21 protein-coding genes are annotated in these 22565 nt (G+C 49.0%); 9 read left to right on the forward strand and 12 right to left on the reverse strand.

All coding sequences use genetic code 11. From position 1 onward, the window contains the following. Positions 1–219 precede the first annotated feature (219 nt). The 3 genes from NT002_10270 to NT002_10280 all read left to right on the forward strand — a co-directional run bounded on the left by NT002_10270 (position 220) and on the right by NT002_10280 (position 3283). Positions 220–1560 carry a S8 family serine peptidase gene (locus tag NT002_10270; protein ID MCX6829648.1) on the forward strand — a complete coding sequence of 447 codons (1341 nt, stop codon included), beginning with the start codon at positions 220–222 and terminating at the stop codon, positions 1558–1560. A 148-nt stretch (positions 1561–1708) separates the two neighbouring features. Next, positions 1709–1834: a hypothetical protein gene (locus NT002_10275; GenBank protein ID MCX6829649.1), complete on the forward strand. Its 126-nt coding sequence runs from the start codon at positions 1709–1711 to the stop codon at positions 1832–1834. A gap of 924 nt (positions 1835–2758) precedes the next feature. Then, the gene (locus NT002_10280; GenBank protein ID MCX6829650.1) at positions 2759–3283 is read left to right on the forward strand and encodes a hypothetical protein; all 525 of its coding nucleotides are present in this window, start codon (positions 2759–2761) and stop codon (positions 3281–3283) included. 101 nt (positions 3284–3384) lie between these two features. On the opposite strand, the gene NT002_10285 is transcribed toward NT002_10280, so the two are convergent. Together NT002_10285 and NT002_10290 are read right to left on the reverse strand one after the other, a co-directional pair. Beyond that, complete coding sequence (locus NT002_10285) at positions 3385–4359, reverse strand: hypothetical protein (GenBank protein ID MCX6829651.1); 975 nt, start codon at positions 4357–4359, stop codon at positions 3385–3387. A gap of 384 nt (positions 4360–4743) precedes the next feature. Beyond that, complete coding sequence (locus NT002_10290; GenBank protein ID MCX6829652.1) at positions 4744–5253, reverse strand: CvpA family protein; 510 nt, start codon at positions 5251–5253, stop codon at positions 4744–4746. Positions 5254–5906: 653 nt separating this feature from the next. On the opposite strand from NT002_10290, the gene NT002_10295 reads away from it, so the two are divergent. Beyond that, a complete protein-coding gene (locus NT002_10295) occupies positions 5907–6317 on the forward strand; it encodes a PilZ domain-containing protein (protein MCX6829653.1) in 411 nt (136 codons plus the stop codon). A 26-nt stretch (positions 6318–6343) separates the two neighbouring features. Here NT002_10295 and NT002_10300 read toward each other — a convergent pair whose 3' ends face one another. The 5 genes from NT002_10300 to NT002_10320 form a co-directional block, all read right to left on the reverse strand. Next, complete coding sequence (locus NT002_10300; protein MCX6829654.1) at positions 6344–6886, reverse strand: GNAT family N-acetyltransferase; 543 nt, start codon at positions 6884–6886, stop codon at positions 6344–6346. Positions 6887–7066: 180 nt separating this feature from the next. Continuing rightward, entirely contained in the window at positions 7067–8812 is a 1746-nt protein-coding gene (locus tag NT002_10305) for a DUF4388 domain-containing protein (GenBank protein MCX6829655.1), read from the reverse strand. Between the two features lie 293 nt (positions 8813–9105). Next, positions 9106–9729 (reverse strand): DUF6144 family protein, encoded by a 624-nt coding sequence (locus NT002_10310; GenBank protein ID MCX6829656.1) that lies wholly within the window; start codon positions 9727–9729, stop codon positions 9106–9108. Between the two features lie 75 nt (positions 9730–9804). Continuing rightward, positions 9805–11448, reverse strand: a complete 1644-nt coding sequence (locus tag NT002_10315; protein MCX6829657.1) for an oligopeptide:H+ symporter — start codon at positions 11446–11448, stop codon at positions 9805–9807. Positions 11449–11741: 293 nt separating this feature from the next. After that, the gene (locus tag NT002_10320; GenBank protein ID MCX6829658.1) at positions 11742–11993 is read right to left on the reverse strand and encodes a hypothetical protein; all 252 of its coding nucleotides are present in this window, start codon (positions 11991–11993) and stop codon (positions 11742–11744) included. 163 nt (positions 11994–12156) lie between these two features. Here NT002_10320 and NT002_10325 point away from each other — a divergent pair, with 163 nt between their 5' ends. Together NT002_10325 and NT002_10330 are read left to right on the forward strand one after the other, a co-directional pair. After that, entirely contained in the window at positions 12157–12510 is a 354-nt protein-coding gene (locus tag NT002_10325; GenBank protein ID MCX6829659.1) for a tetratricopeptide repeat protein, read from the forward strand. A gap of 199 nt (positions 12511–12709) precedes the next feature. Then, positions 12710–13351 carry a SagB/ThcOx family dehydrogenase gene (locus NT002_10330; protein MCX6829660.1) on the forward strand — a complete coding sequence of 214 codons (642 nt, stop codon included), beginning with the start codon at positions 12710–12712 and terminating at the stop codon, positions 13349–13351. A gap of 46 nt (positions 13352–13397) precedes the next feature. On the opposite strand, the gene NT002_10335 is transcribed toward NT002_10330, so the two are convergent. The 3 genes from NT002_10335 to NT002_10345 all read right to left on the reverse strand — a co-directional run bounded on the left by NT002_10335 (position 13398) and on the right by NT002_10345 (position 16300). Further along, the gene (locus tag NT002_10335) at positions 13398–14957 is read right to left on the reverse strand and encodes a T9SS type A sorting domain-containing protein (protein MCX6829661.1); all 1560 of its coding nucleotides are present in this window, start codon (positions 14955–14957) and stop codon (positions 13398–13400) included. A gap of 214 nt (positions 14958–15171) precedes the next feature. Next, positions 15172–15540: an RNA-binding protein gene (locus tag NT002_10340; protein MCX6829662.1), complete on the reverse strand. Its 369-nt coding sequence runs from the start codon at positions 15538–15540 to the stop codon at positions 15172–15174. Positions 15541–15898: 358 nt separating this feature from the next. Next, positions 15899–16300 (reverse strand): hypothetical protein, encoded by a 402-nt coding sequence (locus NT002_10345; GenBank protein ID MCX6829663.1) that lies wholly within the window; start codon positions 16298–16300, stop codon positions 15899–15901. A 362-nt stretch (positions 16301–16662) separates the two neighbouring features. On the opposite strand from NT002_10345, the gene NT002_10350 reads away from it, so the two are divergent. From NT002_10350 to NT002_10360, 3 genes are read left to right on the forward strand one after another with little or no spacing between them, the layout of a single operon-like run. Beyond that, positions 16663–17184 (forward strand): rubrerythrin family protein, encoded by a 522-nt coding sequence (locus tag NT002_10350; GenBank protein ID MCX6829664.1) that lies wholly within the window; start codon positions 16663–16665, stop codon positions 17182–17184. Between the two features lie 9 nt (positions 17185–17193). Further along, on the forward strand, positions 17194–18603 hold the full coding sequence (locus NT002_10355) for a glutamate synthase-related protein (protein ID MCX6829665.1): 1410 nt from the start codon (positions 17194–17196) through the stop codon (positions 18601–18603). Positions 18604–18620: 17 nt separating this feature from the next. Beyond that, positions 18621–20105: a YiiX/YebB-like N1pC/P60 family cysteine hydrolase gene (locus NT002_10360; GenBank protein MCX6829666.1), complete on the forward strand. Its 1485-nt coding sequence runs from the start codon at positions 18621–18623 to the stop codon at positions 20103–20105. Positions 20106–20174: 69 nt separating this feature from the next. On the opposite strand, the gene NT002_10365 is transcribed toward NT002_10360, so the two are convergent. After that, positions 20175–21032 (reverse strand): DNA adenine methylase, encoded by an 858-nt coding sequence (locus NT002_10365; protein ID MCX6829667.1) that lies wholly within the window; start codon positions 21030–21032, stop codon positions 20175–20177. Beyond that, the gene (locus tag NT002_10370) at positions 21032–22489 is read right to left on the reverse strand and encodes a hypothetical protein (protein MCX6829668.1); all 1458 of its coding nucleotides are present in this window, start codon (positions 22487–22489) and stop codon (positions 21032–21034) included. Before NT002_10370 ends, NT002_10365 begins: the two co-directional genes overlap by 1 nt. Between the last annotated feature and the right edge of the window lie 76 nt (positions 22490–22565).

Genomic DNA, 22565 nt, shown 5'->3' on the forward strand with positions numbered 1-22565 from the left:
CGGACTGCTCGTCCCTGATAGCAGTTGCTCTACCACCTGCCGTTTCAGCTCCACACTGAACTTCCGTTTCGGATTCATGGCACCATCCTTTCCTCGTATCAAAATACCAATCCGTGCCAAATCCTCCTAACCTTTTGTGTCCAGTCTCAGGGGTGCAGTCCAGTGACACCTAATGATTATTATTTCGCCGGTCAGGCTGACCCTTGGAATCAATGGGGAATGTCGAATGTCAGTGATCATGATATTGATGCTCCCTGCGCTTGGCAGATTAACGCGGGTAGTCCAAGTGTAACGGTGGCGGTCTTGGATGGTGGTGTCCGTTACTACCATAAGGACCTGGGTGGTTCTGCCTGGCCCACCACCAGCGGAAATATCTGGATCAACCCTGGTGAAATCAAAGGGAACGGTATTGATGACGACGGCAATGGGTATGTTGACGATTGGATTGGCTGGGACTGGGTTACCGGCGTCAAAGGCTGCAAGAAAGGAGAAGATTGCAGCACGGCTGATAATGACCCCAAGGATTTTGGTGGCCATGGAACACACTGCGCCGGTATAGTCGCGGCAATGACGAATAATGCCATCGGTGTTACCGGTGTGGCCGGCGGATGGGGAAATGGAACCTCCGGTTCGGTGGGAAACGGCTCGAAAATCATGTGCTTGCGTATCGGCTGGCTTTCTACCGGCGGAGTCGGATATGTTCGGATGGACTTTGCCGCTCAGGCTTTCTATTATGCTGCTAACAAAGGCGCCAAAGTGGCCAGTTGCAGCTGGGGTTCCTCGAACACGAGCGGACTGGGCGCGGCGATTGATTATGCTGTAAGCAAAGGCGTTCTGGTTGTGCATGCTGCCGGAAATAGCAACAATGAAACTCAGGATTATCTGGCCACCCGCGCCGATGTGGTCGATGTTGCGGCCACCGACAAGAATGACCTAAAGGCCAGTTTTTCCAGCTATGGCACATGGGTCGATGTTTCCGCACCAGGTGTCGATATTGTCAGTACCTATCACAATTACAGCGACCCGGCCAATGATTATTTCGCCGTCATGAGCGGAACCTCAATGGCTGCACCCATGGTGTCGGGGTTAGCTGCACTGATCAAATCGCAATACCCGACCTACACCTGGTTGGATATCCATAGCCGTCTTGAAAGCACGACCGACAATATCGATGCGCTCAATCCAACTTATGCGGGAAAACTTGGGACAGGAAGAGTTAATGCTTGCCGGGCAATCGGCGGTAATCCTGTACCAAAAGATACGCCGGAGCTAAGTGTCCCCAGAGAATTCTCATTATATCAGAATTATCCTAATCCCTTCAACCTTGGGACCAATATCTCTTTCTATCTTCCGCAGCGCTTGCAGGTAAGCCTGAGTATCTATAATATTCTCGGTGAGAAAGTAAAAACGCTCATCAGCGGTGACATTGCCGCAGGCTCGCACGCGATCACTTGGGATGGCACTAATGATGCCGGTTCGGTGGTCGGCACCGGTATCTATTTGTATAAAATGACCGCCGGTGATAAGAGTGTTACAAAAAAGATGAGTCTGTTGAAATAATTATCAGGAGAATTTAATTTCACAGAGGCCGTCAGATATTTGCTGACGGCCTTTTTGTTCTTATGCTTTAATTATCTCTATTTAAGCGCGGCGGGGCTTTCCATTAGGATGCTCATTATTAGATTGGTCTTGGTGAGAGAGGCAAAAGATGAGTGCCAAGCAGAACAGAGACGCGGAATTTGTGGGCGAGGCGACACCGGCCAATTTTTGCCATGACGTGCCTGTCATGGTACTTGAACAACGGAAACGAATCAAGACAAAAGCGCTAAGATGAGGGACGCTTTCTTAAGCCGCATTTTCGATAATCCAGTTGCGGAAATCGTCTCGTAGACCCCGCCACTATCGCAAAACATTGTTAAACATTCGCTTACGCTTTTCCAGAGCATTCAATACACAGAACTAAAGCCATTGTAGTTAGATTTCTCTATTGCCTAACTGAATATGAGAAAGCAATTGCGCTGAGACAAACTATATCTTAACTTGAAGCATCAACTTGTCCGAATTGTTTGACGACATACACGGTATATGTCGTCAAACAATTCGGACAGTGGCCTCTAAAAGTTAAGACATACTTTATCTGATAGCAACCGCTTTTCGATAGATTTCTCTCCTTTTCTGATTTGTTTCCCTCTTTATCTGATACCGTTGATGATTGATCAGTTGACGCCAATTCCCAGCTCTTACATTCTGAATGTATCAATTGGAGTGCAATGTGCCAACAGAAATTATAGGCCTTTCGGTCTATTGTCCCCTTTTCGTTGTTATCCCGGCAGCAATGAAGATGCTCCACAAGCTTTCAACGTTGGAGTCTTAGTTTTCAGAAGCCTAAGCGGGTAAATTGTACCTATGGGGGGGTATAGATTACCTCTCGGCCAACACGCTCGCCTGATAGGGCATTCCCTCCCATCTGACCAACTAAGAAAAAAGGGACGACCTTACTTGTTCCGTCAGGTCCTTAATTCCCCTGTCGACAACGGGGGAATGGTGACCTGACGGTTTCCTTTCACTACTCTTCTCCGAGCCGTCAGCTTTGCAGCACAGAATCCCGAAGGGTTTTGCGAAAAATTTGAAGGTCAATGACCCCTTAGGGTTTTGACATTGCGCCGCAGGCGCAAATTTCTGCTTCCCGTTTCAAAATCCCCATCGAACCGATGGTGAATTGGGTCCTCCCCCTATAATGGAAAGCACGGCTATTTATATGTCTAAAGTAAAAAAGCAAATTATCGCCGATTCAACTGTCAAAAACGGTCACCGGTCTGGCACTTGCCCCAAAATGGCTGCAAGACCACTGCAAAATATAACAAAAACGAAGAAACGAACTCCCCCCGCCCCACCCGCCCATTCCAGTCTAACCTCTTGTCCCACAAACAAAAATGCCCACTACTTGCGCGGCAACCTTCAGGGCTTGTTGAAAAGTCTGCCCGTCTCTTTCCCCCTCATTGCGCCGGTCGCCGCACCAAATCCCGGCCAGGCCAATGCCGCGTACATTTTAAAAATCGAAGAAACAAACCCATTTTGCCACGCCCGGCATTCTCACCCAACCCATTGCTTCACATGCATTTTACGTCAAAATCAGTCTATCCGCAACCGGCCCCAAAAATTCACAAACAAAACCAATTTTGTCATTCTTTTGGTGCACATACGGTTGGCTCATTTTTGGGCGGGTCTGTTCCTGTTTACCGAAAGGCGTATTCCGGCAACTTCCTGTGGGGTAATATGTTAAGCGTGAATGTCTTAAGACTTCGCCCAGCGCCGGGTGGCCCACCCCGCCTGAGGCGGGTGGTGGGTTTTCGGCCTGCCGTAAAAAGACGATATAATCGCGCCTTAATGTATCACCGTCACGCCCCGGCTCTCAAGACTCGGAATGTGAGTATTAACCGATGTCGCGGAAAGAGGATTCCCCAGCACGTAAACCGTATCATTCATCCCCAGACCGCTATTGGTCACCAGTGGGCCCAGGTCAGCAATATTGTTGAAATTTAACATTAATATATGAAGGTTAATTAATCCCGCAATCGCCGTGATATCGGCCACGGTATTATCGCTGAGTATAAGTCTCTCGGTATTTACCAGCCCGGCCAGGGGGGTAATATTCGTAATCTTGTTCTGGAAGAATTGTACGTCACGTAACTTGATCATATCGGTCAGAGGAGATAGATTGGATATCGAGTCGCCGGACATGTAGATCGCTATAGCATTGGTGCAATACTCGACTCCACTCAGGTCCTTTATCCCTCTATTGTTACCCTCCACCAAAATCAGCGACATCAGGTCAAGCCTATATATGGCGCCGGTGGGCTTCGGGATAAGGTTTCTTATGGCGGACTCGAGATTAGAGTCGGGGAAGGTGACGGCAAAATTGGTGAAACAGGTGCCGGCCACGCAATTGGACTGTCCCGACCAGTTCCCCGCCTCATCACCGACCTTGAGGGCAAAATAGTAAGTGGAATCTTTAATAAGACCTTTGACAATAATACTGTCGGTCTGCCCGGCAGGCCGCGGTTTCGGCGCGCCGGTGACCTTTGATGTACTATCCCAGTTCGACCCGTTGATCCAGTCATCGTAACCGCGAATATCATAGTAACTCGCGGTGCCGGTACTGCTGTCATCGCCGGTGGCCGTCCAGTTTAAGGTGATAGAACTGTCGGTAACCGCGACAACTCTAAGGTCCAAAATATTGTATGGTGTATTACCATCGTCAGCATCAGAACCGCTGCCGGTTTTAGAGCAAGATATCAGATACAGCGTCAACGCGACGGCAATGGTAGCCAGAACCGATGCGAGCCTGAGTGTCCTCATAAGCAACCTCCTGTGATGATATAACCTGTAGTCAGAATTTAAGAACCAGCTATAAACACCAATATAATAAATCCGGATAAAAGGATATAGAAGAAAAAATGGCCTTACAAACAATAGATAAATATATCAGAGAAAATGCATATAACGGTACTGCCGAATAAAACCGAGGCAGGAAATCCCGATTTCCGGGTGTGAGATAATAAACATTCGCGGGTCGGCACTATTGAAGCGAGAGCGCCCGGGACTCATCTTGATGGCTTATTCGCAGCGGTCGAAAGAAAACTGCTCGAGATAACCTTATGAGCAGATCAAATTCTTACAAGCCGATTGAACCCGCCAAGATTATCGGCATATAATGGCCGCTGTGCTCTATAAAAGCCCCGGCTATTCCAATTTATCGATTACCTTTTCGATCTTTTCTCTGATTCTTTTGTCCATCAGCCATTTGTCAACCTTCACAACCTGACTGACCACGGTCGTTTTCTGCAGATATTTGTCAATCTTTGAGGTCATGAAAAGACCGAGATTTAGCACGACCATAACTATTATCAGAAAGATCAGGCCGTTCAATAATGCCCCGAGCAGAGAATTGGCGAGCCCCACGACCGATAGATTGAGAATTTTCGTGAGCCATTTCCCGATAAAGTGAAGTATCATAATGGTCAGAAGGAAAATGACCACAAAACATGCGGCGGTGGTTATGCCTTCATTGAATAAACGGAAACCAAGCAACTGAGCCAGATCAAAGCTGAAATATGAGGCGGCAAAAAAACCGGCGGCAAATGATATCAACCAGATGATTTGATTGACGAGCCCTTTCTTAAATCCTTTATAGATAAAAATAATGCCCACCACCAGTAGCACCAGATCCCAGAAATAAAGATGCCAATCCATTTCATGTTCTCCTGAAAATATGTTTTATGCGGAAATATTCCGACATATCCATACGGCACAGAAAGCCGCCTGGTCGGATCCCTAATTCATAAACGGAGATAGATCCTCAGGCGATTGTATGCAATTTATGCAGAGACGGCAGAATTTGCAATATTGAAACTCTAAAGAGCAAAGGTAATTTTCCACTCCGGAACAGCAAACTCCACAGGCGGCGCTGAATTTTTCGGAATTATAAGCCATGTTTTAGACATCCCTGGTGATCCTGACTTCTTTTCCCTGATTCATCATGGCAGTACTCCGTGTTGAAAGTGCCCTCTGAATATACTCATGCCCGAGAAATATGTGAGTTATGAGATAAGTTCATCAACCGGGTGAAGGCCGGCGAATATTTGATGCCGGGACAGCGATCAAAGTATGCATAGAATGAAAAGCCTCGAGTAATTGGATTGATCCCCGGCTGGCTGTCTCCGAATTCGGGAATATACTGCTGCTCATTTATTGCCATCCGCTTCTGTCCGTGCCGGGCTGATTGCTCTATGGTCTCATAAATCAGATAGTTGGAACTGTCTGTTTTTGCTACAGCAAATGAATAAAAATATCTATAGAACGCTCCTCTATTGTCCGAATATTACATAAAGGAATATGGCCATATTATGAAAGTTATCGGTCAAGAGAAACAACAGAAAATCAGGCGGAAAGCATCAGCCGCCTTGCTCGTTTGCGATTCGCGCACGGGAACTCCGATCGGCCGGATTCTGGATATGTCGGCCAGAGGGATGAAACTGGTCAGTTCGGAACCGGCCATGGTGCGCCGGATTTACTACTGCCGGATACCGTTGAAAAGAAAAATTGACGGCTGCAGCGAGATTTTTCTTGATGCCGAATGCCGCTGGTGCCGGAAATCCGAGGAAACCGGTCAATATAATTCGGGATACATTATCAGATTTCCCTCCCCCAAAGATGCCGGAATAATCGGCAAATTAATTCATTCATGGATGGCCGACCAAGCCAATTTTATGAATGCCCGGCATACAACAACTGCAGGCAAAAGCCAGGCCAAATAGGCCGGGACTTTCCGGCGCAATTGAAGTCATTGACCCGAATCCTCTCTGCGCCTCTTGAAAAATTCCTCCGCCGTCAGCAGGTAGGAAGGATGATCCAAACCGGTCGGGGCATAAAACTGATTATTTATATATCGAAAACCCAGCTTTTCCAGCGCCCGCCGGGAGGGTTCGTTTTTGGGATGATGGCCGGCAAACAAAGCGGTCGCCTTAAGGTTTTTGAAAGCATGCTCCATTACCGCATAGGCCGCTTCACGGGCGAGTCCCTGTCCCTGATATGCTCGTCGCAAATGAAACCCAATTTCGTAGATTCGCTGATCCAATTTGTAAGGTCGCAACCCGCAGCAACCGACATGTTCGCCGCTTGAGAGAAGGAATATCGGCCAGTACTGAACCCGATGCGCTTTCATATTGGCAATTTCGGCGGCCAGCCGTTCCCGAATCTGCTCTTCAGAGAACGGTCCCCCGATGAGTCCGGTGACTTCGGGATCGCCCCATAGCCCTATGGCCAGATTGAGATCGGTTCCCGACCATAACTTAAATCCGAGGCGTTCTGTCTCCAAAAAAAACATAATCGGTCCAGAGCTTTAGTATAAACTACATTGTTTCCGGAATCAATAAAAGAAGCTATGCAACGATGTCCCCGTATTTCATTTCACCATCGGTCTCTAACTTCAGAGACTTCTGTGCCCCTCTTGCAAAGTGCGCCGCGCCAAGGCCGGCATCTGCCGGCAGACCGAATTGATATGAAATTAATTTGAAACCGGAACGCGCGTGCTCTCATCCAGCAGGCGGCATCCCTCAAGCAGTATCGATTCGTTGGAGAGGTCATTGTTTGGTTCGGGGAGATCGGCTTCCGTGACCGGTTCGATCGCCCAGGTGCCGCTTTTCCACTCCAGCGCCCGGTGAATGGCCTTTTCCCCTTTAAGCTCACCCATCTGGGCAAATGTAATCTGCCCCTTGAACAGGTACATCAACAGGGAATCCCGGGTACCGTCATCCGGTTTGACCGTAATCCGGGTGGTGCGCAGGCTGGGGCCCAGCGCCTGAAGCAGATCGATCAGATTCATGTCCGACAAATTACCCCTCGAGCCAGTCTGCGACGGTATCGCCTCTTGCCCCTTTTCAGGAAACGCCTGCAACTCCGCCCGGGTTTTCTTTAGTTTGACCATGAGGACATCGATGCTGCCCTCCAGGTCACTAATATCCTCGATTCCCATTTCCAGCAACGGCGCCATATGGTCGACGAATATTCCCTTGACCATTAAGAAAATCGGCATGCTGCTTATATTGATTCCCTTGCTCGAAAGGCGCTGCAGTGTCTTGACAATACCGCGGGGCAGCGAATAGTGCCGCATAATGACAATATCCGGTCGTCGCCGCTTGCAGGTTGCCACAAACGACTCGAGCGACTCGGTCGCGATCGGCTGGAAGCCTTCATTCTTGAGCCGCGTTTCCAAAGGATAAATGCGATCGGGGCGGTCAGAGTAGATCAGAACACGTCCGGCCTTCTCGGCCTCGATCTCCTTTGGTATCTCATCCTCCAGCATGGCGATAAAAGCCTCAACGACCTCTTTCAAGAACAGCTTGCCGGTCAGGTAGCTCAGTTCCCGCCCGATGGTCTGGAATCTATCACGAGTCAAATCCAGTTCAAAATGAAGGGTGTCACAATACAGGTCCACCACAGTCAATATGTTTGCACCTATCAGTTCGAGCGAGGGCTTGCGGCAATCCTTCTTTTCCAGGCTGCAGTACATCGAACGCAGTATGCCGACCACAAGCGGCTGTTCGTTCAGAAGCCGCAGCGACTTGGCCCCGGCATCGGCAATGCTCTTGAAACCGCCCGGGCTTTGGTCGGGATGCCGCAGCTTCGCCAGACTGTGAATATCCTCTGCGGCGGCCACCAATTCCTTGTCTGCGGTCGGTAATTCCATGCGATTGCAAAGGCGGAGCACATATTTCCGGGCCCTGGTATGGAGATCCGCGGAGACCTTTTTCTTTATGGTCAGAAGAATTTTGGTATCGGGCGACTTGCTTTTCAATCGTTTTACCAGTGGCAGGAAGGACTCTGAACTATCCTGAGAGGTCAGGCCCGAACCCGATCCGGTTAAAACCTCCGGCCATATTTCAGGAATCGCCTTGCTGTACTGGTCAAGACAGGCAATAACCATTTTCTCTTTGATAAAAAGGGCATAGAAATCAATGTTGGCCGCCATTTCGACGGCATTCTCGGAGGAGTCGGTTAGAGCCATTTCAAAACTGTCTTTGGTCAGAATTGTCGTCACAATCGGACCTGTGAAGCAGATGTGCGACCGGGATTGATCACCCGCCTCGGTTCCGGCTGCCTCCGATTTGTCCTCGCCGGCGTGTTCCGGGTGGCTGCTTTGCTTTCCGGTTGTTTCCCCGAATTCCACGGCCGGATCAATCTGAGATTCGAGACTTATATCCCGTGTTTCCGGATTTTCACCGGCCTGAGGCTTCTTTTGTTCTTTTGTCATAAATTCTATGGCGACTCATTTTTTGGCATTCCATTGCCCGGCCAAATATTGAAAATAACCAATCTAAAGGCCTATCTATCATTGTCGGATTATTCCGAAAACGCTTGAGTCGGGTTAAATTGAAGAGATTTTGTCAATTGCGCAATCTCACCGGGTGAAATCCATGGCTCAAAAGCCACCATTTCTACCATAAACCTATCAATTTTCAGGTCATTGGGTTATAACCGCCGGAGATGCAGAGAATGATTTCAGCAGGCCGAAATATCAGGGATATCAGAAAACAGGATTATGCTTCAGGCGACCGTGATTTTAAACCGACAACGTTTCCCGCCCATCAGGACCGAATCGACCAATTCCACCTCGACCGGACGATTTAGATACATCTCATGCATCTCCTTTACGTAACCCACCGAACATATACAATATGTGGCCGATAGTCCTTTTGGTTTGGTTTCGACCAGAGGGCAGAGACAGGCGCTTTCATCAGAGGGTAAGCCGGTTTCGGCCGCGGACATGTATTGAAAATGGATAACTTTCCCGTCAACCTGATATGATTCGTCCTTCACATTATTTTTTACCCATGATGCAAACTGCTCCAGAGTGACAGGCTTAAGCACCTGTTTGGTATCTTCAATCCAGTTCCGGTAACAGGCCTTTCCATTGGCCATCATCAATTGCCTTCTGGTTTTCTCATCAAGAGTGCTGTCCATTACGGCAAAGAATCGCTTCACCCATTGCTCGGCGAATTTGATTCGCTCTTCCGATCGCGGCTTTTCAAGCTGCTGGGATTTCTGCTGATCCGATTCCTGGGCATGAAGATTATCAAATCCTCCCACAATTGTGCAAAGGCATGTCCCGAGGCAGCATTTACCCACATTGCTCAGGAACTCTTTCCGGTCCATTGATATGTCACTCATATTTTTCTCCCGAACGATCTTCCCAACCTTTCATCTGAACCAACCGCGTGCATCGAATTCGCCGCGTCGCAATAATCATGCTTTCACAATGCCGGCATTTTCCGGCTTGCGCTCAAACCGTCTTCCCACGTAGTAAAAAAGCACCGTCACCACGGCAATCATAATCGTCATCATGCCGAAATAATTGCCGGGAGTGGTACCGGTATAGATTCTCGAAAACCAGGCCGCCAGAGAGTCGCCCAGAAAAACGGTGCAGAGCCAGATACCGGTGATCATCGACTTCATCCGCTCCGGCGCTTCCTCAAAAGCCAGCTGCAAGCCGACCACCGAGATGCACAGCTCGGCCATGGTAATCAAAATGTAAGCGCCCAGTTCCCACATAATCGAGACCTTGGATTGAACCCCGAAATACCCGGCCACTGTCATCAGGGCCATACACAGGATAACCAGAAAGAAACCAATCAGCATCTTGCGCGGGGATGATAACCGGTGCGTTTCATCTCGGTCGGTTCTGGACCATAGCCAGGCAAAGAGAGGGGTCATAATCACAATCAGAACCGGATTAAGGCTTTGGACAGCATCGGGCGGAATATGCCAGGTCCATTTGAACAGGCTGATATCCAGAATCATATAATCGCGGGCAAACAGGGTCCAGGTGGAATATGATTGATCGAAAATCGACCAGAAAAAGACTATCAGAAGAAATAGGCCCGAGAGGCGAATAATAACTGGCCACTCTGTGCGCCAGCGTTCAGCGGTCTCAGGAGACACAGGATCGGGCCCGTAATCATTAGTGCCAATCGTGCCGCGCTGAAAGCCAATATCGAAAATGTACCAGATGTTAACAAAAGGTATAAAAGCCAATAGAGCGTAGGCACCTGAGCGACCCCGATCATGGCAACGCTTGACGTTCAAAGCCAAGGCTGGCCAAAGCACTGCCGGAATGGCGATTATGTACCCAACAATAACCCCCTGATCGCGAGCCGCCATAAAGAAAATCAGGAAAACCATGGCAAATGCCAGAATCAAGACCAAAACAATATGCAACCAAAACTTGACGCGATTAATTCGCCCGCTAAAGGAAAAATATAATTTTGTGATAGATTGTCCGGGCGTATGGATAATTTCCTCTTTGGGATAATGCTTTTTGCCTATGTAGAATATCCCTAAAGAGACAATCATCAGAATGGTGGGGGCCATGAAGGCCGGGCCGTAGCCGTAATGATCCCGTATGAAGGGGAGAGAGAAAGTGGTAATGGCGGCGCCGATATTGATCGCCATATAATACCATGAAAAAGCCTGGGTCATCAGATGCGATTTCCCGGCTTTCTGGTACATCAAGCCCATCAGCGTGCTGATATTCGGCTTGATCGAGCCGGAACCGCCGGCCAGAAGCAAGAGGGCCGTGTACAGGCCAACCTCAGTCGTGAAAGTTCCCAGAATGATATGGCCCAAGATATAGGGGATAGCAAAATAAATAATGGTTTTGAATTTGCCGAGATAGTGGTCGGCAATATATCCGCCCACAATCGGAAGGATATAGCAGAAGGCGGTGAAGAGCGATACCACCGAGGCGCTGTCGGCATCGGCATACCCCAGTTTTTGAATCATGTATAAAAGCAGAAGCGTTTTCATTCCGTAGAAACTGGCGCGCTCGGCCAGTTCGCCCCAGAATATGAACCAGAATCCGCGTGGATGACGATTTTCTTCCGCTGTCATGTGATGAACCTCCAGTATTCTTACCGCCGAAGAAGACTGATAATCTCTTTTCGGCTTTCCTCGGCCGCCATTATCTTCAAATAATATCCCCCAATTTAGTAGATGCGCTTTTCTTTGACAACTGATTTGATAATGGCGGGCTAATTATTTGAGGGGAGGAAATTTGCTTTCCGGTCCGGTTGAAAACGGCATATCGGGACCGGTTCTATAACGCGGAAGGCTTGGAATTGTTGAAGCCCCTTCCGTAATTGGAGGCTATTCGATGTACGAAAGGGGCTTCCAGGTTAGGAAGACTAAGCGCGCTTCGGCGCCGGTCCGCCCTTGTAAAGAAAACTGATCAGGTATGTAATATCCTGAATATTGATAATCAGGTTACCGTTGGCATCTCCGCACTTCCCTTCCATAGTGACGACCGCATTAAGACTCCGCGGCTCATAGGAAAAATCTGAACTGGAGAAATCGGGCAGATGGTCGGGAAATCCGCCCAATTTTATCGATGAGGTACCCGGCAACGCCGATGATGGTATCGTAAAATAGAGTTTCACGATCGACCCCGACCGGCTGACAAATCGGAACCTGCTTATTTATCTGCTGGCCGGAGCCGGGTATCCGGATAGCGCCTATGCGCTGGTCGAACAGCTGGGCAGATGGTGCGCCGAACGTGAATATTCCGATAGATATTATTGGAGCGCCCTGGCAAGCATTGAATTGGTCAAAGGAGAATATTCCAGGGCCTCCGGATATTTCGATAGAGCCATAAGTCCTGACAAGGATTTCAAGACATCCTATCTTGCCGGTATTGCCTATGTAGCCGACCGTCAGTACACCAAAGCTATAACGGTTCTGGAGCGAATAACCAGAGAATGCCCGCTGACAAATTCCAATATCTTATGGGCGATCAAAGCTCATTACTATCTTGGCCTAGCCTATGAAGGAGTGGGGAGAAAGAGCGATGCGGCGGCCCAATACCAATATGTCGTCGATCTCTGGAAAGATGCCGATCCGCAAATCGATTGTCTGAAAGATGCCCGGAAGCGGCTTCTCGAGCTAAAGTCATATTAGGTCAGATATCCCCACTAATCTAATGAAGGATTGCGTCGGGGGAGCCAGGACATACCAATTACTACGAAGATTAGCTAAATCGCCTTTCCCCGATGGCCGCAAGCGCAGTGCTGTCCGACTCTCTTGCATTTTGCGGCGGATACTCTTATCTTAAAATTAGAAATGAAAACAGTTGTCATTAAATTTATGAGGAATTCAGATGGTTCGTATTATCATGATTTTGCTGCCTATTCTGCTTCTGGGAGTCGCCGTGGTTGCCCAGGATCTTAAACCGATCGAATTGCCCAAACCGGATACAACCGGCGGCAAACCCCTGATGCAGGTGCTTAAAAATCGCCACAGTTCCCGCGAATTCAGTGCCGATACTCTATCACTTCCGGTTCTTTCCAATCTGCTCTGGGCCGCCTGCGGCATAAATCGCCCTGAAGAGGGGAAACGCACTGCTCCCTCAGCCGTGAATTGGCAGGAAGTCGATGTTTATGTCGCCACCGCCCACGGCCTTTATCAGTATGAGCCCAAGCAGCATATTTTGCAGCCAATCCTGGCGGAGGATATTCGCGAGAAAACCGGAAGTCAGCCTTTCGTTAAAGAAGTTCCGGTCAATCTCATCTATGTGGCCGATTATGCGAAAATTACGCGCGCTTCGGACAGTTCCAAGGATTTCTATTCGGCCGCCGACGCCGCCTTTATCAGCGAGAATGTCTATTTGTTCTGTGCTTCCGAGGGGTTGGCGACCGTTGTTCGCGGTTCGGTGGACCGTACCTCACTGGCGGAAATCATGAAACTCCGGCCCGAGCAGAAAGTCATTCTGGCGCAGTCGGTCGGATATCCGAAAAAGTAGTCCTACCAATTATATAGCCCGGCATCCGCCGGGCTATAAATCAATGTCATTTTATAAGAAGCATCTTTCGAGAGGTTTGAAAATTATCGCCTTTTAATACATAGAAGTATATTCCAGAAGCCGCCTGTCTTCCACTTTGCAGTTTTCCATCCCATTTTATCGAATGCTTCCCACGGGGAAAGGAAATTCTATCTATTAGCGATTTAACCTTGCGACCCGAGCTGTCAAATATATCAATGGATATGCTCTCTCTATCTGAGAGCTCAAATTTAATTGTAGTAGCCGGATTAAAGGGATTGGGATAATTTTGTTGCAGGCAGCTTCTGACGGTTTCATTTATTTCCGCAGATTCATTGACATCGACCACTATATCACTTCCTCCCGCAGCAACAAAAACATCCCCAGGCTCACCATATGCGAAATTCTGACAGGCAAAAAGAATATCATCATAACCGTCTCCATTAAAATCGCCTGCCGAGGCGACACGCCAGCCTATTAGATCCAGAAACAGCGGAGGTAAGTCATTACGAGAAATCTGCCCGTCTCTCTTGGAATCGAATCCTGGTCCTCCCAGATAAACGATAACTCTTCCATTATAGGAGTCGCTTCCGCCGATGATTAAATCATCATAATTGTCGCCATTTATGTCTCCAGCGCGCGCCATATTGCTGCACTTCCCGTCAAGAACATAATCGAATATCGTATCAGCATCTTGGCCACAGAGATATATCAGCGGGACGCCGGCATCCATAATTCCCAAGTCTTCCAAGCCGTCACCATTGATATCGCCGACATCAAACGCCCCGTTGGGAAAGCCTGCCGGCCACAAAGAATCCAATTCTATCGGACGACCAAGGCGAACATCCGGAGTTAATCCGAAATTCGGGCCAAGAAATACCCCCACAAAACCAATAGTATCTAAGTACGGCTCAAATGCCAGGAATATATCTTTCCATCCATCCCCATTGAAGTCAATAAATCCAGCCCACCGAATTATATGCGAAAAGTGATTAACTGAGTAGGTCCAATCAGGATTGCCATTAGATGCAAAAGGATTCAAGTAATAGAATACCTCAGGACCCTGCGAGGGGTCTTCGCCAGTAACTAACAGATCTGCAATACTGTCGCCATCAACATAATCGGCTACAAAACTATAACCATAGCTTGAGAGCCCAGGTGGGGCCATAATCGAGTCTGACGGTTGAGCCATTAATGAATCCGCCAAACGCGGATATAAATATATGATGCCGCCGCCATAAGTTAAAAGCCCCGTCGTGCTATCCGATGAATATTGCAGTAGCCGTGCGACTCTAATATGACCTCTAAGCGAATAACCGGGCACCGTGTCAGGGGGATTCCCGCCCAAAAATATATATGTAACCTGAGGAGAAAATGAAGTAACAGCAATATCATTATAGGAGTCATTATTAATGTCTCCCACCCCCAGTAGGTAAGCTCCAAGTCGTGAGGTGGTGTCTGCACCGTGATAATGAAAAATAATATGAGAGGAATCAAGCGCTACATGGTCCGCTTTAGCCGTACTGGATAGCAACGTGAGAGTGACGATTACCGGCTCAATGGCGTTAAGCACTCTAAGGAAATGCACAACTCTCAAAATACCACCTTTCGAAATTAACCTAATCTAAATATGAATCATTTTGGCCAAATTTCAAGCAAAAACACTAATTGGTAGTATAGAGCGAATGGGGAAGAAATGAGAATTTGATAAATAGATAATAAAAAAAGGGGATTGGATATTTCCAATCCCCTTGTCGCTTTCGGCCTGTCAGGATTAACTGAGGCCGTTAGCTGGTTCCTGTCTAGAACCGTCTCCCGCCGCCGCTGTATCCGCCGCCGCGGTTGCCGCCGCCGCCGCCACCGAATCCGCGACCACGACCACCGCCGCCGCCGCCGCCGAATCCGCCGCGACTTCCGCCGCCGCCTTCGGTCCGAGCACGAGCTTCATTGACATTCAGCGTCTTGCCATTGAGTTCCTTGCCGTTCAGGCCGGTGATGGCCGCCATGGCTTCTTCCTTGGAATTCATTTCCACAAAGCCGAAGCCTCTCGGCTCGCCGCTGAATTTGTCTTTGATAATGTTGACGGTTGAAACCTGGCCGAAGCTTTCAAAAGCCTGGCGAAGATCTTCCTCAGCGACATCGCTGGACAGGTTGCCTACGTAGATATTCATTCTACACTCCAAATATGTTTATCTTCTGATGATCCTTCTCAAGGCGATCTTTGACATAAGATAAACGGTTCCTTGCGCAATATTGCGCTTGGTCTCCAGACTTGAATTTTTGACAAGAGATTGATTTAATGATACAAACCTTGAGAAAAATTAATAAAGGAGATCCTTTAACATACTTCAATCTATCGACATAATTTTCTATGTCAACAGTTATTTAAACAATTTCTGATTGCCGAATGTTCAAGATATCTTTGACGAAAGGACTTTTCTTATTGTAAGTCATTCAACCTTATCGCCTTATATGCAAATCAAGGCATGAACGGGTAAAGCCTCTTGCCGTGTTACAGAGCAGGCCGGGCTATAATTTTTCCGCACGAAAATTCGCCGTGCCGCCGAAATCGCCAAAAGTGACCTTAATAGTCCAGGCGCCGGCCGTTCCGACAACGCTGGTTTCGGTACCGCTTGGTTTCAAGTTACTTGAGTATACTTCGTTACCGTTTGCATCTAATAACATAACTGCAGCCGTACCCCTGGTGAGCGCCGTGGCATGATTAATAGTGGCGCGGGTTCCGGTGTTATTCCAGGTGTAAGTCAGGGTAGTTGTAACATTGGCCGCATGGGTAATCTGAAACTGGAAGGAATCGGTTTTGTTCATGATTTCCGGCTGAAAAGCTTTGATCGGATTATTATCGCATCCGGCCGCGATGAGCACCAGCAATAAGATTGCCGGCAAACTAAGCTTGTCTACTAGAGTTTTCATATCCAAGTCTCCTCGATAAGTCTGTCCGTGATGACCTAAACATCGTGCCTTGTCCGGCGCTATTTGATACGTTCTTCTGTCGCGAAAGCGCGGTAATTCTGGAAATTTCTGTCCAATAACCGTTGAATTGCTGTTTTGGGCTGCCTGTCAGACGAGAACGCATGGCGACATAATCTGGAAAGTGACCCCTGCCGCCGTGAAAGGCGATCTCCCGCCGCCTCGGGCTGCCTTTCTGCATGGCTTTTCGCTTGACAAATGGGTATCATTCCGAAATAATACGGCAGCCGTTTCGAACGGCCGCTGTAGAATATGCAGCAAAGAAGCAGGAATAATAGTCAATTAGAAATAGAAAGGAATTAACGATGAGCAAAACAGAAAACAATCTCAAAGCGGCCTTTGCGGGGGAATCCCAGGCGCGCAACAAGTACACATTTTTCGCGCAGGCGGCCCGAAAAGAGGGGCTTCATTATATTGCCAGAATTTTTGAGGAAACCGCCGAGAATGAAAAACGCCATGCCAAGGATGAATTTGCCCTGCTTAACGGCATCGGTAACACCGCCGCCAATCTTCTCGAGGCGGCGAACGGCGAACACTACGAGACGATGGAAATGTATCCGCAGTTCGCCAAAGAGGCTGAAGAGGAAGGAAACGCCGCCGCCGCCGCTCTCTTTCGGATGATCGCTAAAGTCGAGGCGCATCATCGCGAGCGGTATAGAAAACTGCTCGAAATGGTGAAGAACGGCACCGTTTATAAACGCGAAAAACCGATCAAATGGAAATGCAGTGTCTGCGGTTATATCCACGAGGGAACCGAACCGCCCGCCAAGTGTCCCTGCTGCAAGCATCCCATGGAGTACTACGAGCCCGCCAATATGGAATTTTAAGAGGCAGAAATGGCTGTTTACAAATGTGATGTTTGTGACTACTTATATGATGAGGACAAGGAAGGCATCAAGTGGAGCGATCTGCCCGCAGACTGGGTCTGCCCGGTCTGCGGCTCACCCAAAAGCTATTTTAAGATAGTCGAGGGAGACAAAAGCGAGCAACCGACCGTTGCGCCTGCCATTAAACCTTCAGCCGCCTCAGCCGATGATTTCCGGCGCACTTCCGATGAGCTGGAAATCTACATGGCCGATATACGTACCATGGCTGAAACAGGACAGTCGGTCATCGAACCGATGCGCACAAAGAAGCCGGTTATTTCATGGGATGACATCCTTATTAAAGGGGCCCAGCTCGCCAGAATTCCGCTGAATGAAAAGGAGCAGGTTTCCACCACCACTGTAATCGGCCCCAAAGCGAAACAGCCGCTCGTGATTGAGACCCCCATTTATGTCAGTCATATGTCGTTCGGCGCCCTTTCAAAGGAGGTCAAAATTGCCTTGGCCAGGGGAAGTGCCGCTGCAAGAACAGCCATCGCTTCGGGCGAGGGGGGCATCCTGCCCGAATCGTTTGGAAACGCTTATAAGTACATTTTCGAATATGTTCCTAATCGCTATAGCGTTTCTGAGGAAAACCTCCGGAAAGTTGATGCCATCGAAATCAAGATAGGTCAATCCTCAAAACCGGGCATGGGCGGTCATCTGCCGGGCGCCAAAGTGACCAAAGAGATCGCCGCCGTTCGGGGATTCGAGGAAGGCCATGACATCATAAGCCCGGCGCATTTCGATGATATCCTCACGCCCGAGGATCTGGCCGAGAAAGTTGCCCGGCTGAGAGAAATATCCGGCGGCCGGCCGATCGGTGTGAAAATTGCCGCCGGCAATATCGAAGCTGATCTCAGGATTATTCTGCATGCAAAACCGGACTTTATCACGATTGACGGGCGGCCGGGTGGAACCGGCGCCTCGCCGAAATATATCAAGGCGGCGACCTCGCTGCCGACTATTTTCGCTTTGTACCGCGCCCGCAAATTCCTGGATGAAAATGGCGGCAGAGATATTTCTCTGGTCATCACCGGCGGCCTGCGGGTCTCCTCCGATTTCGCCAAGGCGCTGGCGCTCGGCGCCGATGCGGTCGCTATTGCCACCGCCGCTCTTATCGCCTGCGGCTGCCAGCAGTATCGCGTTTGCCACACCGGCAAATGCCCGGTGGGTATCACCACTCAGGAACCGGAATTGAGGGCCCGGCTGAACATTGATAAGTCGGCCGTGCAATTGGAAAATTTCCTCAAGGTTTGCACCACGGAACTGAGAGATTTTGCCCGTCTGACCGGCAATAATAATGTTCACGGTTTGTCCATATCCGACCTTTGCACGGTCAACTCGGAGATATCAAACCATACTGAAATCAGCCATGTTTGAGTAGGGTAATAAGGCCTTTGCTCTTAATTATCAAATCTCAGCGCACAAAATGGCTTCTTGGTCTTGTAATCTTTCTTTGCTGCCTTTATGCCATCCTTCTTATTCCCGATTCCGCTCCTCCCGTTCCCCCGGCGGGGGAGAAAGTGCCTTTTGCCTGGAACCGTGACGATTACTGGTCATCTCTGGAAACGCAATTCAAAGAGATGCGTCATATCGGCTGTATCAACCTTTCTTCGCGAATATCAGACGGCTTCACTCGGTTGGATACCCTGCTGGCAAGGCTCCAAACTGATACACTGGCACCATCTTCATCTCTCTTTTCTTCGATTGAGGGAAAAATATTCGAACTGGGAATGCTTCTGGCTGCCTGCCCCGAACGGTTCCCGGATTATATCAAGACCTTCAGCCGCCTCAGGACACTCTCCAAGGATCAGTCAATCCGCTGGGATATGAATTCCCAAGATGCGCGCGACTGCATCTATCGTCTTCTGTACGGCGGCCGCACGGCTATCGAGGAAATAATGCTGCAATCTCCCGAAGAAATAATCCCGAAAGTTGCGTTTGAAAATGATGAGCCGTCGGTAACGCCTTCGGCCGCCATCCTGGGCGTCAAAATCCACAGCGGCGATATTCTGGTTTCGCGCGGCGGCGCCCCGACCTCGGCCCTGATTGCTCGCGGCAATGACTACCCCGGCAATTTTTCGCATGTGGCGCTGGTATATGTTGATGACAGCACCGGCACGGTTTCAATTATAGAATCGCATATTGAGAAAGGTGTGGCCATTGCCACCATTGATGATTATCTCAAAGATACGAAGTTGCGCGTGATGGTGCTTCGGCTCCGCTCCGATCTGTCCCAGATGCAAAGTGACCCGATGCTCCCGCATAAAGCCGCTTCGTACGCACTTCAGCGGGCGAAGACCGAGCATATCCCATACGATTTCGCCATGGATGCTGCTGAGCCCTCCAAACTGTTCTGTTCCGAGGTTGTCTCGCAGGCATATAATCATGTGGGAATCAAATTATGGACAGCGCTTTCGCATATTTCCAGCCCGGGGGCAAAAGCATGGCTGTCGGCTTTTGGCGTGAGAAATTTCACCACCGAGGAACCCTCGGATCTGGAGTACGACCCGCAGCTCCGTGTCGTGGCCGAATGGCGCGACTACCAAACACTGTACAAAGACCGGGTGGATAATGCGGTCGTCGATATCATGCTCGAAAACGCCGATAAGGGGGAGCCGTTGGGTTATGACTGGTACATGCTGCCGGTGGCGAGAATGGCCAAAGCCTATAGTACAATTATCAATCAGGTGAACCTTGTGGGGCCGGTGCCCGAGGGGATGAACGCCGCCGCCGCCCTGCGAAACAAATGGTTTTCAAGGAAGCATCAGAAGATTAAAGACAAAGTGCTGACTCTCGCGGAGCAATTTCGGAATACCAATGGTTATTCACCCCCTTACTGGGAATTAATCAAGCTCGCCCGGCAGGCAAATATGCGGTGACTTCCATGCTATAGTCTGCGCCTGCGGCGTAGACCAATTTGCAAATTCGAGTGCTGTCAGAACAATCAGTTACCATTTAAGTGCAGCAGAAGGCTGGGTTGCAGGTAGACGGATACCGCGGGGTACGATGAGCAGTTCATTGCCGATTCGCCGCCTTGATGTAGCATATTTCAGCGAGAACGGTTTAATTGTTGCCCAATCACGATACATGCGGCGAATCTGTGGACAGTCATCATATGTAAGCACCCAAGTCGCTTCTTTCATTGATCTTAATCGAGCTTCCAAGGAGGCATGATATTCTTCAGAAAGTGAATTCAAATAGAGCATCTCTCCTTTAACAAAGTAGGGGGGATCGATGAATAATAGCGTAGTGTTTGGGTCCGCGCTCTCGATGAATTTTAGTCCATCCAGTCCAGTAACATGAATCCGATCGCGATATTCAGCAACCTTCAAACAGCGGCGCAATAGCTCTGATTTATTATATCGAACGGCAAGTTTCCATTTACCAGTTTGCTCTACCCCGCCTATGGGTCCGCCATTTACAATTATCCCGGAGCGATTGCATCGATTTAGATAGAACGCCGCGAAACCCAGACGGAGACGAGATACATTCTGCTGTTGCCTATACACTTCTCTTTGGTGTCGCCACTCCGCCATGCTGATGTGCGTCTTGGTGAGCATTTCTATAAATTGCTGAGTGCGATTAACGACAGACCACCAAAAGCTGTGGATTGCGTGGTCTATATCATTGATATAAATATCGGGAGTCTCTTCTATAAACAACATTTTTAGCGACGCACCGGCCCCGCCGGCGAAGGGCTCGGCAACAGCATGCGCGCCCAGCCCATTTAGCTTTCGAATCTGACTCAACAGAGCGACCATCGCCGATTTGCCGCCGGGATAACGAAGCGGGCTGGCGAACTTCATTATTTTACATCCTCCGTTTCTCGCTCCAGCAACATTCGGAAAAGAGGTTCAGTTCGCAACCAAAACTGCTGTATGTCTCGCTCGTTTGGAAGATCTGTCGGGCTGTGGACAAAAGCGTGCAGATCGCTTAGTGTAAAAGGCGCTGCTCGGTTATACTGTAGTGCTTTCGCCACTGTATTAACTTCGCCGGGCGACATATTCTTCTTGGCAATCTCTATTATCTCCCCCGCCAATTGCCTTAATGTCGGAGCGCCGAATTGCAGTCTTCTATGTTCTTTCCTTTCAATCTTGCTTATTATCCCGGGAAGCTTGCCAATGCGTTTGAGAAAGTCTAGCATCGCAAGTTCCAAGAATACGCGTAGCAGCACTGCACCAGCATTTGGGTAATCCTTGCGTTTTAATTTAATTAACTCGCGACGTATATCAATTAGACGTTCATTGCCGAATCGTACTTTAAGACTGCTGGGAAGTACCGTCTTTCTTTCCTGTTTGGTTCGTTTTGGAGAACCGGGGGACGCTGCCCTGCGGTTAGAAGATGCGATCGACGAACCTGCGATGATGTCTGCTGGCACAAATGTGCCCCGTTTCTTTTTGGGTCGGTCAATTAAATTCCAGGATTCGAAGTATGATTGTATATTATCATTAGTGTTCAAAGATCGTGACGATTGTCTGCCCAGTGCAATATCAATTACGAGCTTCTTGAATCCACTAACGAACTCCTTTTTCGTCGTAGTACCACGAAGTCCATGTTCTGGATCAGATTCGATCATTAGATATTCCCGCCCGACAGTGGAATCAAAGACGCGTTCAATCGTGGTAAAGAGTTTGGCTCTGGGATTATCCAGTTTGGCTTTCACTTCTTCTGGGAGATCGAGCGAACGTGCCATATCCGCGATGGCTCTTGTCTGCCTGGCCTGCTGAATGTCTGTCAATGTGAAGCCCAGATCGTCGCGTAGCTCAGCGTTTCCGTAACCTTCCTCTAGCTTGTCAAGGATGAAGCTCGCGCGATTCTCGGCTTGCCAAGCGAGAACTGGACTGCCGATATGTCGCCCTGCAATCTGTCGATCTGTCGCGCGACGATTCGGTGCGATAGTCACAGGAACTCTATCAATCAATACTTGGGCATTAAGCCGGCGCGATAAGCGCTCTACCCTGCGTTGTAGAGCGCCTTCGAGTAATCCGGGTTCACGCAGCGCTTTCAGGGCTGCAAGTCGTCTATTACCCTCAACAACGACATAATGGCCATTTTCCTCGATCGCCAGCAGTGGCTCATTCGGGAAATATCCTCGCGCAGCGATACTTTCGGCTACCTCAAGTGCCTTGTCGTGTTCAAAAAGGTACTGTATAATCTCTCGTGGTGCACGGGATAGTGTTTCCCTTCCCAGCCGCGGATTTTTTGCGTCTAGATGCAGGCTGGCTACTGCGAGACGCTTAGTTTGCCAGAATTCCCCCGTCATATCCTTCCTTTCCACTTAACGATTTTATAGTGCAAATTTACCATCTTGACTAAAAAACTGCAAATGCCGCACACGG

It is taken from the genome of Candidatus Zixiibacteriota bacterium, from assembly GCA_026397505.1.
Taxonomy (GTDB): Bacteria; Zixibacteria; MSB-5A5; order GN15; family PGXB01; genus JAPLUR01.

Coding starts and splice junctions, on each gene's coding strand:
- NT002_10270 (MCX6829648.1), top strand. CDS start 220: ATGTCGAATGTCAGTGATCATGATATTGATGCTCCCTGCGCTTGGCAG.
- NT002_10275 (MCX6829649.1), top strand. CDS start 1,709: ATGAGTGCCAAGCAGAACAGAGACGCGGAATTTGTGGGCGAGGCGACA.
- NT002_10280 (MCX6829650.1), top strand. CDS start 2,759: ATGTCTAAAGTAAAAAAGCAAATTATCGCCGATTCAACTGTCAAAAAC.
- NT002_10285 (MCX6829651.1), bottom strand. CDS start 4,359: ATGAGGACACTCAGGCTCGCATCGGTTCTGGCTACCATTGCCGTCGCG.
- NT002_10290 (MCX6829652.1), bottom strand. CDS start 5,253: ATGGATTGGCATCTTTATTTCTGGGATCTGGTGCTACTGGTGGTGGGC.
- NT002_10295 (MCX6829653.1), top strand. CDS start 5,907: ATGAAAGTTATCGGTCAAGAGAAACAACAGAAAATCAGGCGGAAAGCA.
- NT002_10300 (MCX6829654.1), bottom strand. CDS start 6,886: ATGTTTTTTTTGGAGACAGAACGCCTCGGATTTAAGTTATGGTCGGGA.
- NT002_10305 (MCX6829655.1), bottom strand. CDS start 8,812: ATGACAAAAGAACAAAAGAAGCCTCAGGCCGGTGAAAATCCGGAAACA.
- NT002_10310 (MCX6829656.1), bottom strand. CDS start 9,729: ATGAGTGACATATCAATGGACCGGAAAGAGTTCCTGAGCAATGTGGGT.
- NT002_10315 (MCX6829657.1), bottom strand. CDS start 11,448: ATGACAGCGGAAGAAAATCGTCATCCACGCGGATTCTGGTTCATATTC.
- NT002_10330 (MCX6829660.1), top strand. CDS start 12,710: ATGGTTCGTATTATCATGATTTTGCTGCCTATTCTGCTTCTGGGAGTC.
- NT002_10340 (MCX6829662.1), bottom strand. CDS start 15,540: ATGAATATCTACGTAGGCAACCTGTCCAGCGATGTCGCTGAGGAAGAT.
- NT002_10345 (MCX6829663.1), bottom strand. CDS start 16,300: ATGAAAACTCTAGTAGACAAGCTTAGTTTGCCGGCAATCTTATTGCTG.
- NT002_10350 (MCX6829664.1), top strand. CDS start 16,663: ATGAGCAAAACAGAAAACAATCTCAAAGCGGCCTTTGCGGGGGAATCC.
- NT002_10355 (MCX6829665.1), top strand. CDS start 17,194: ATGGCTGTTTACAAATGTGATGTTTGTGACTACTTATATGATGAGGAC.
- NT002_10365 (MCX6829667.1), bottom strand. CDS start 21,032: ATGAAGTTCGCCAGCCCGCTTCGTTATCCCGGCGGCAAATCGGCGATG.
- NT002_10370 (MCX6829668.1), bottom strand. CDS start 22,489: ATGACGGGGGAATTCTGGCAAACTAAGCGTCTCGCAGTAGCCAGCCTG.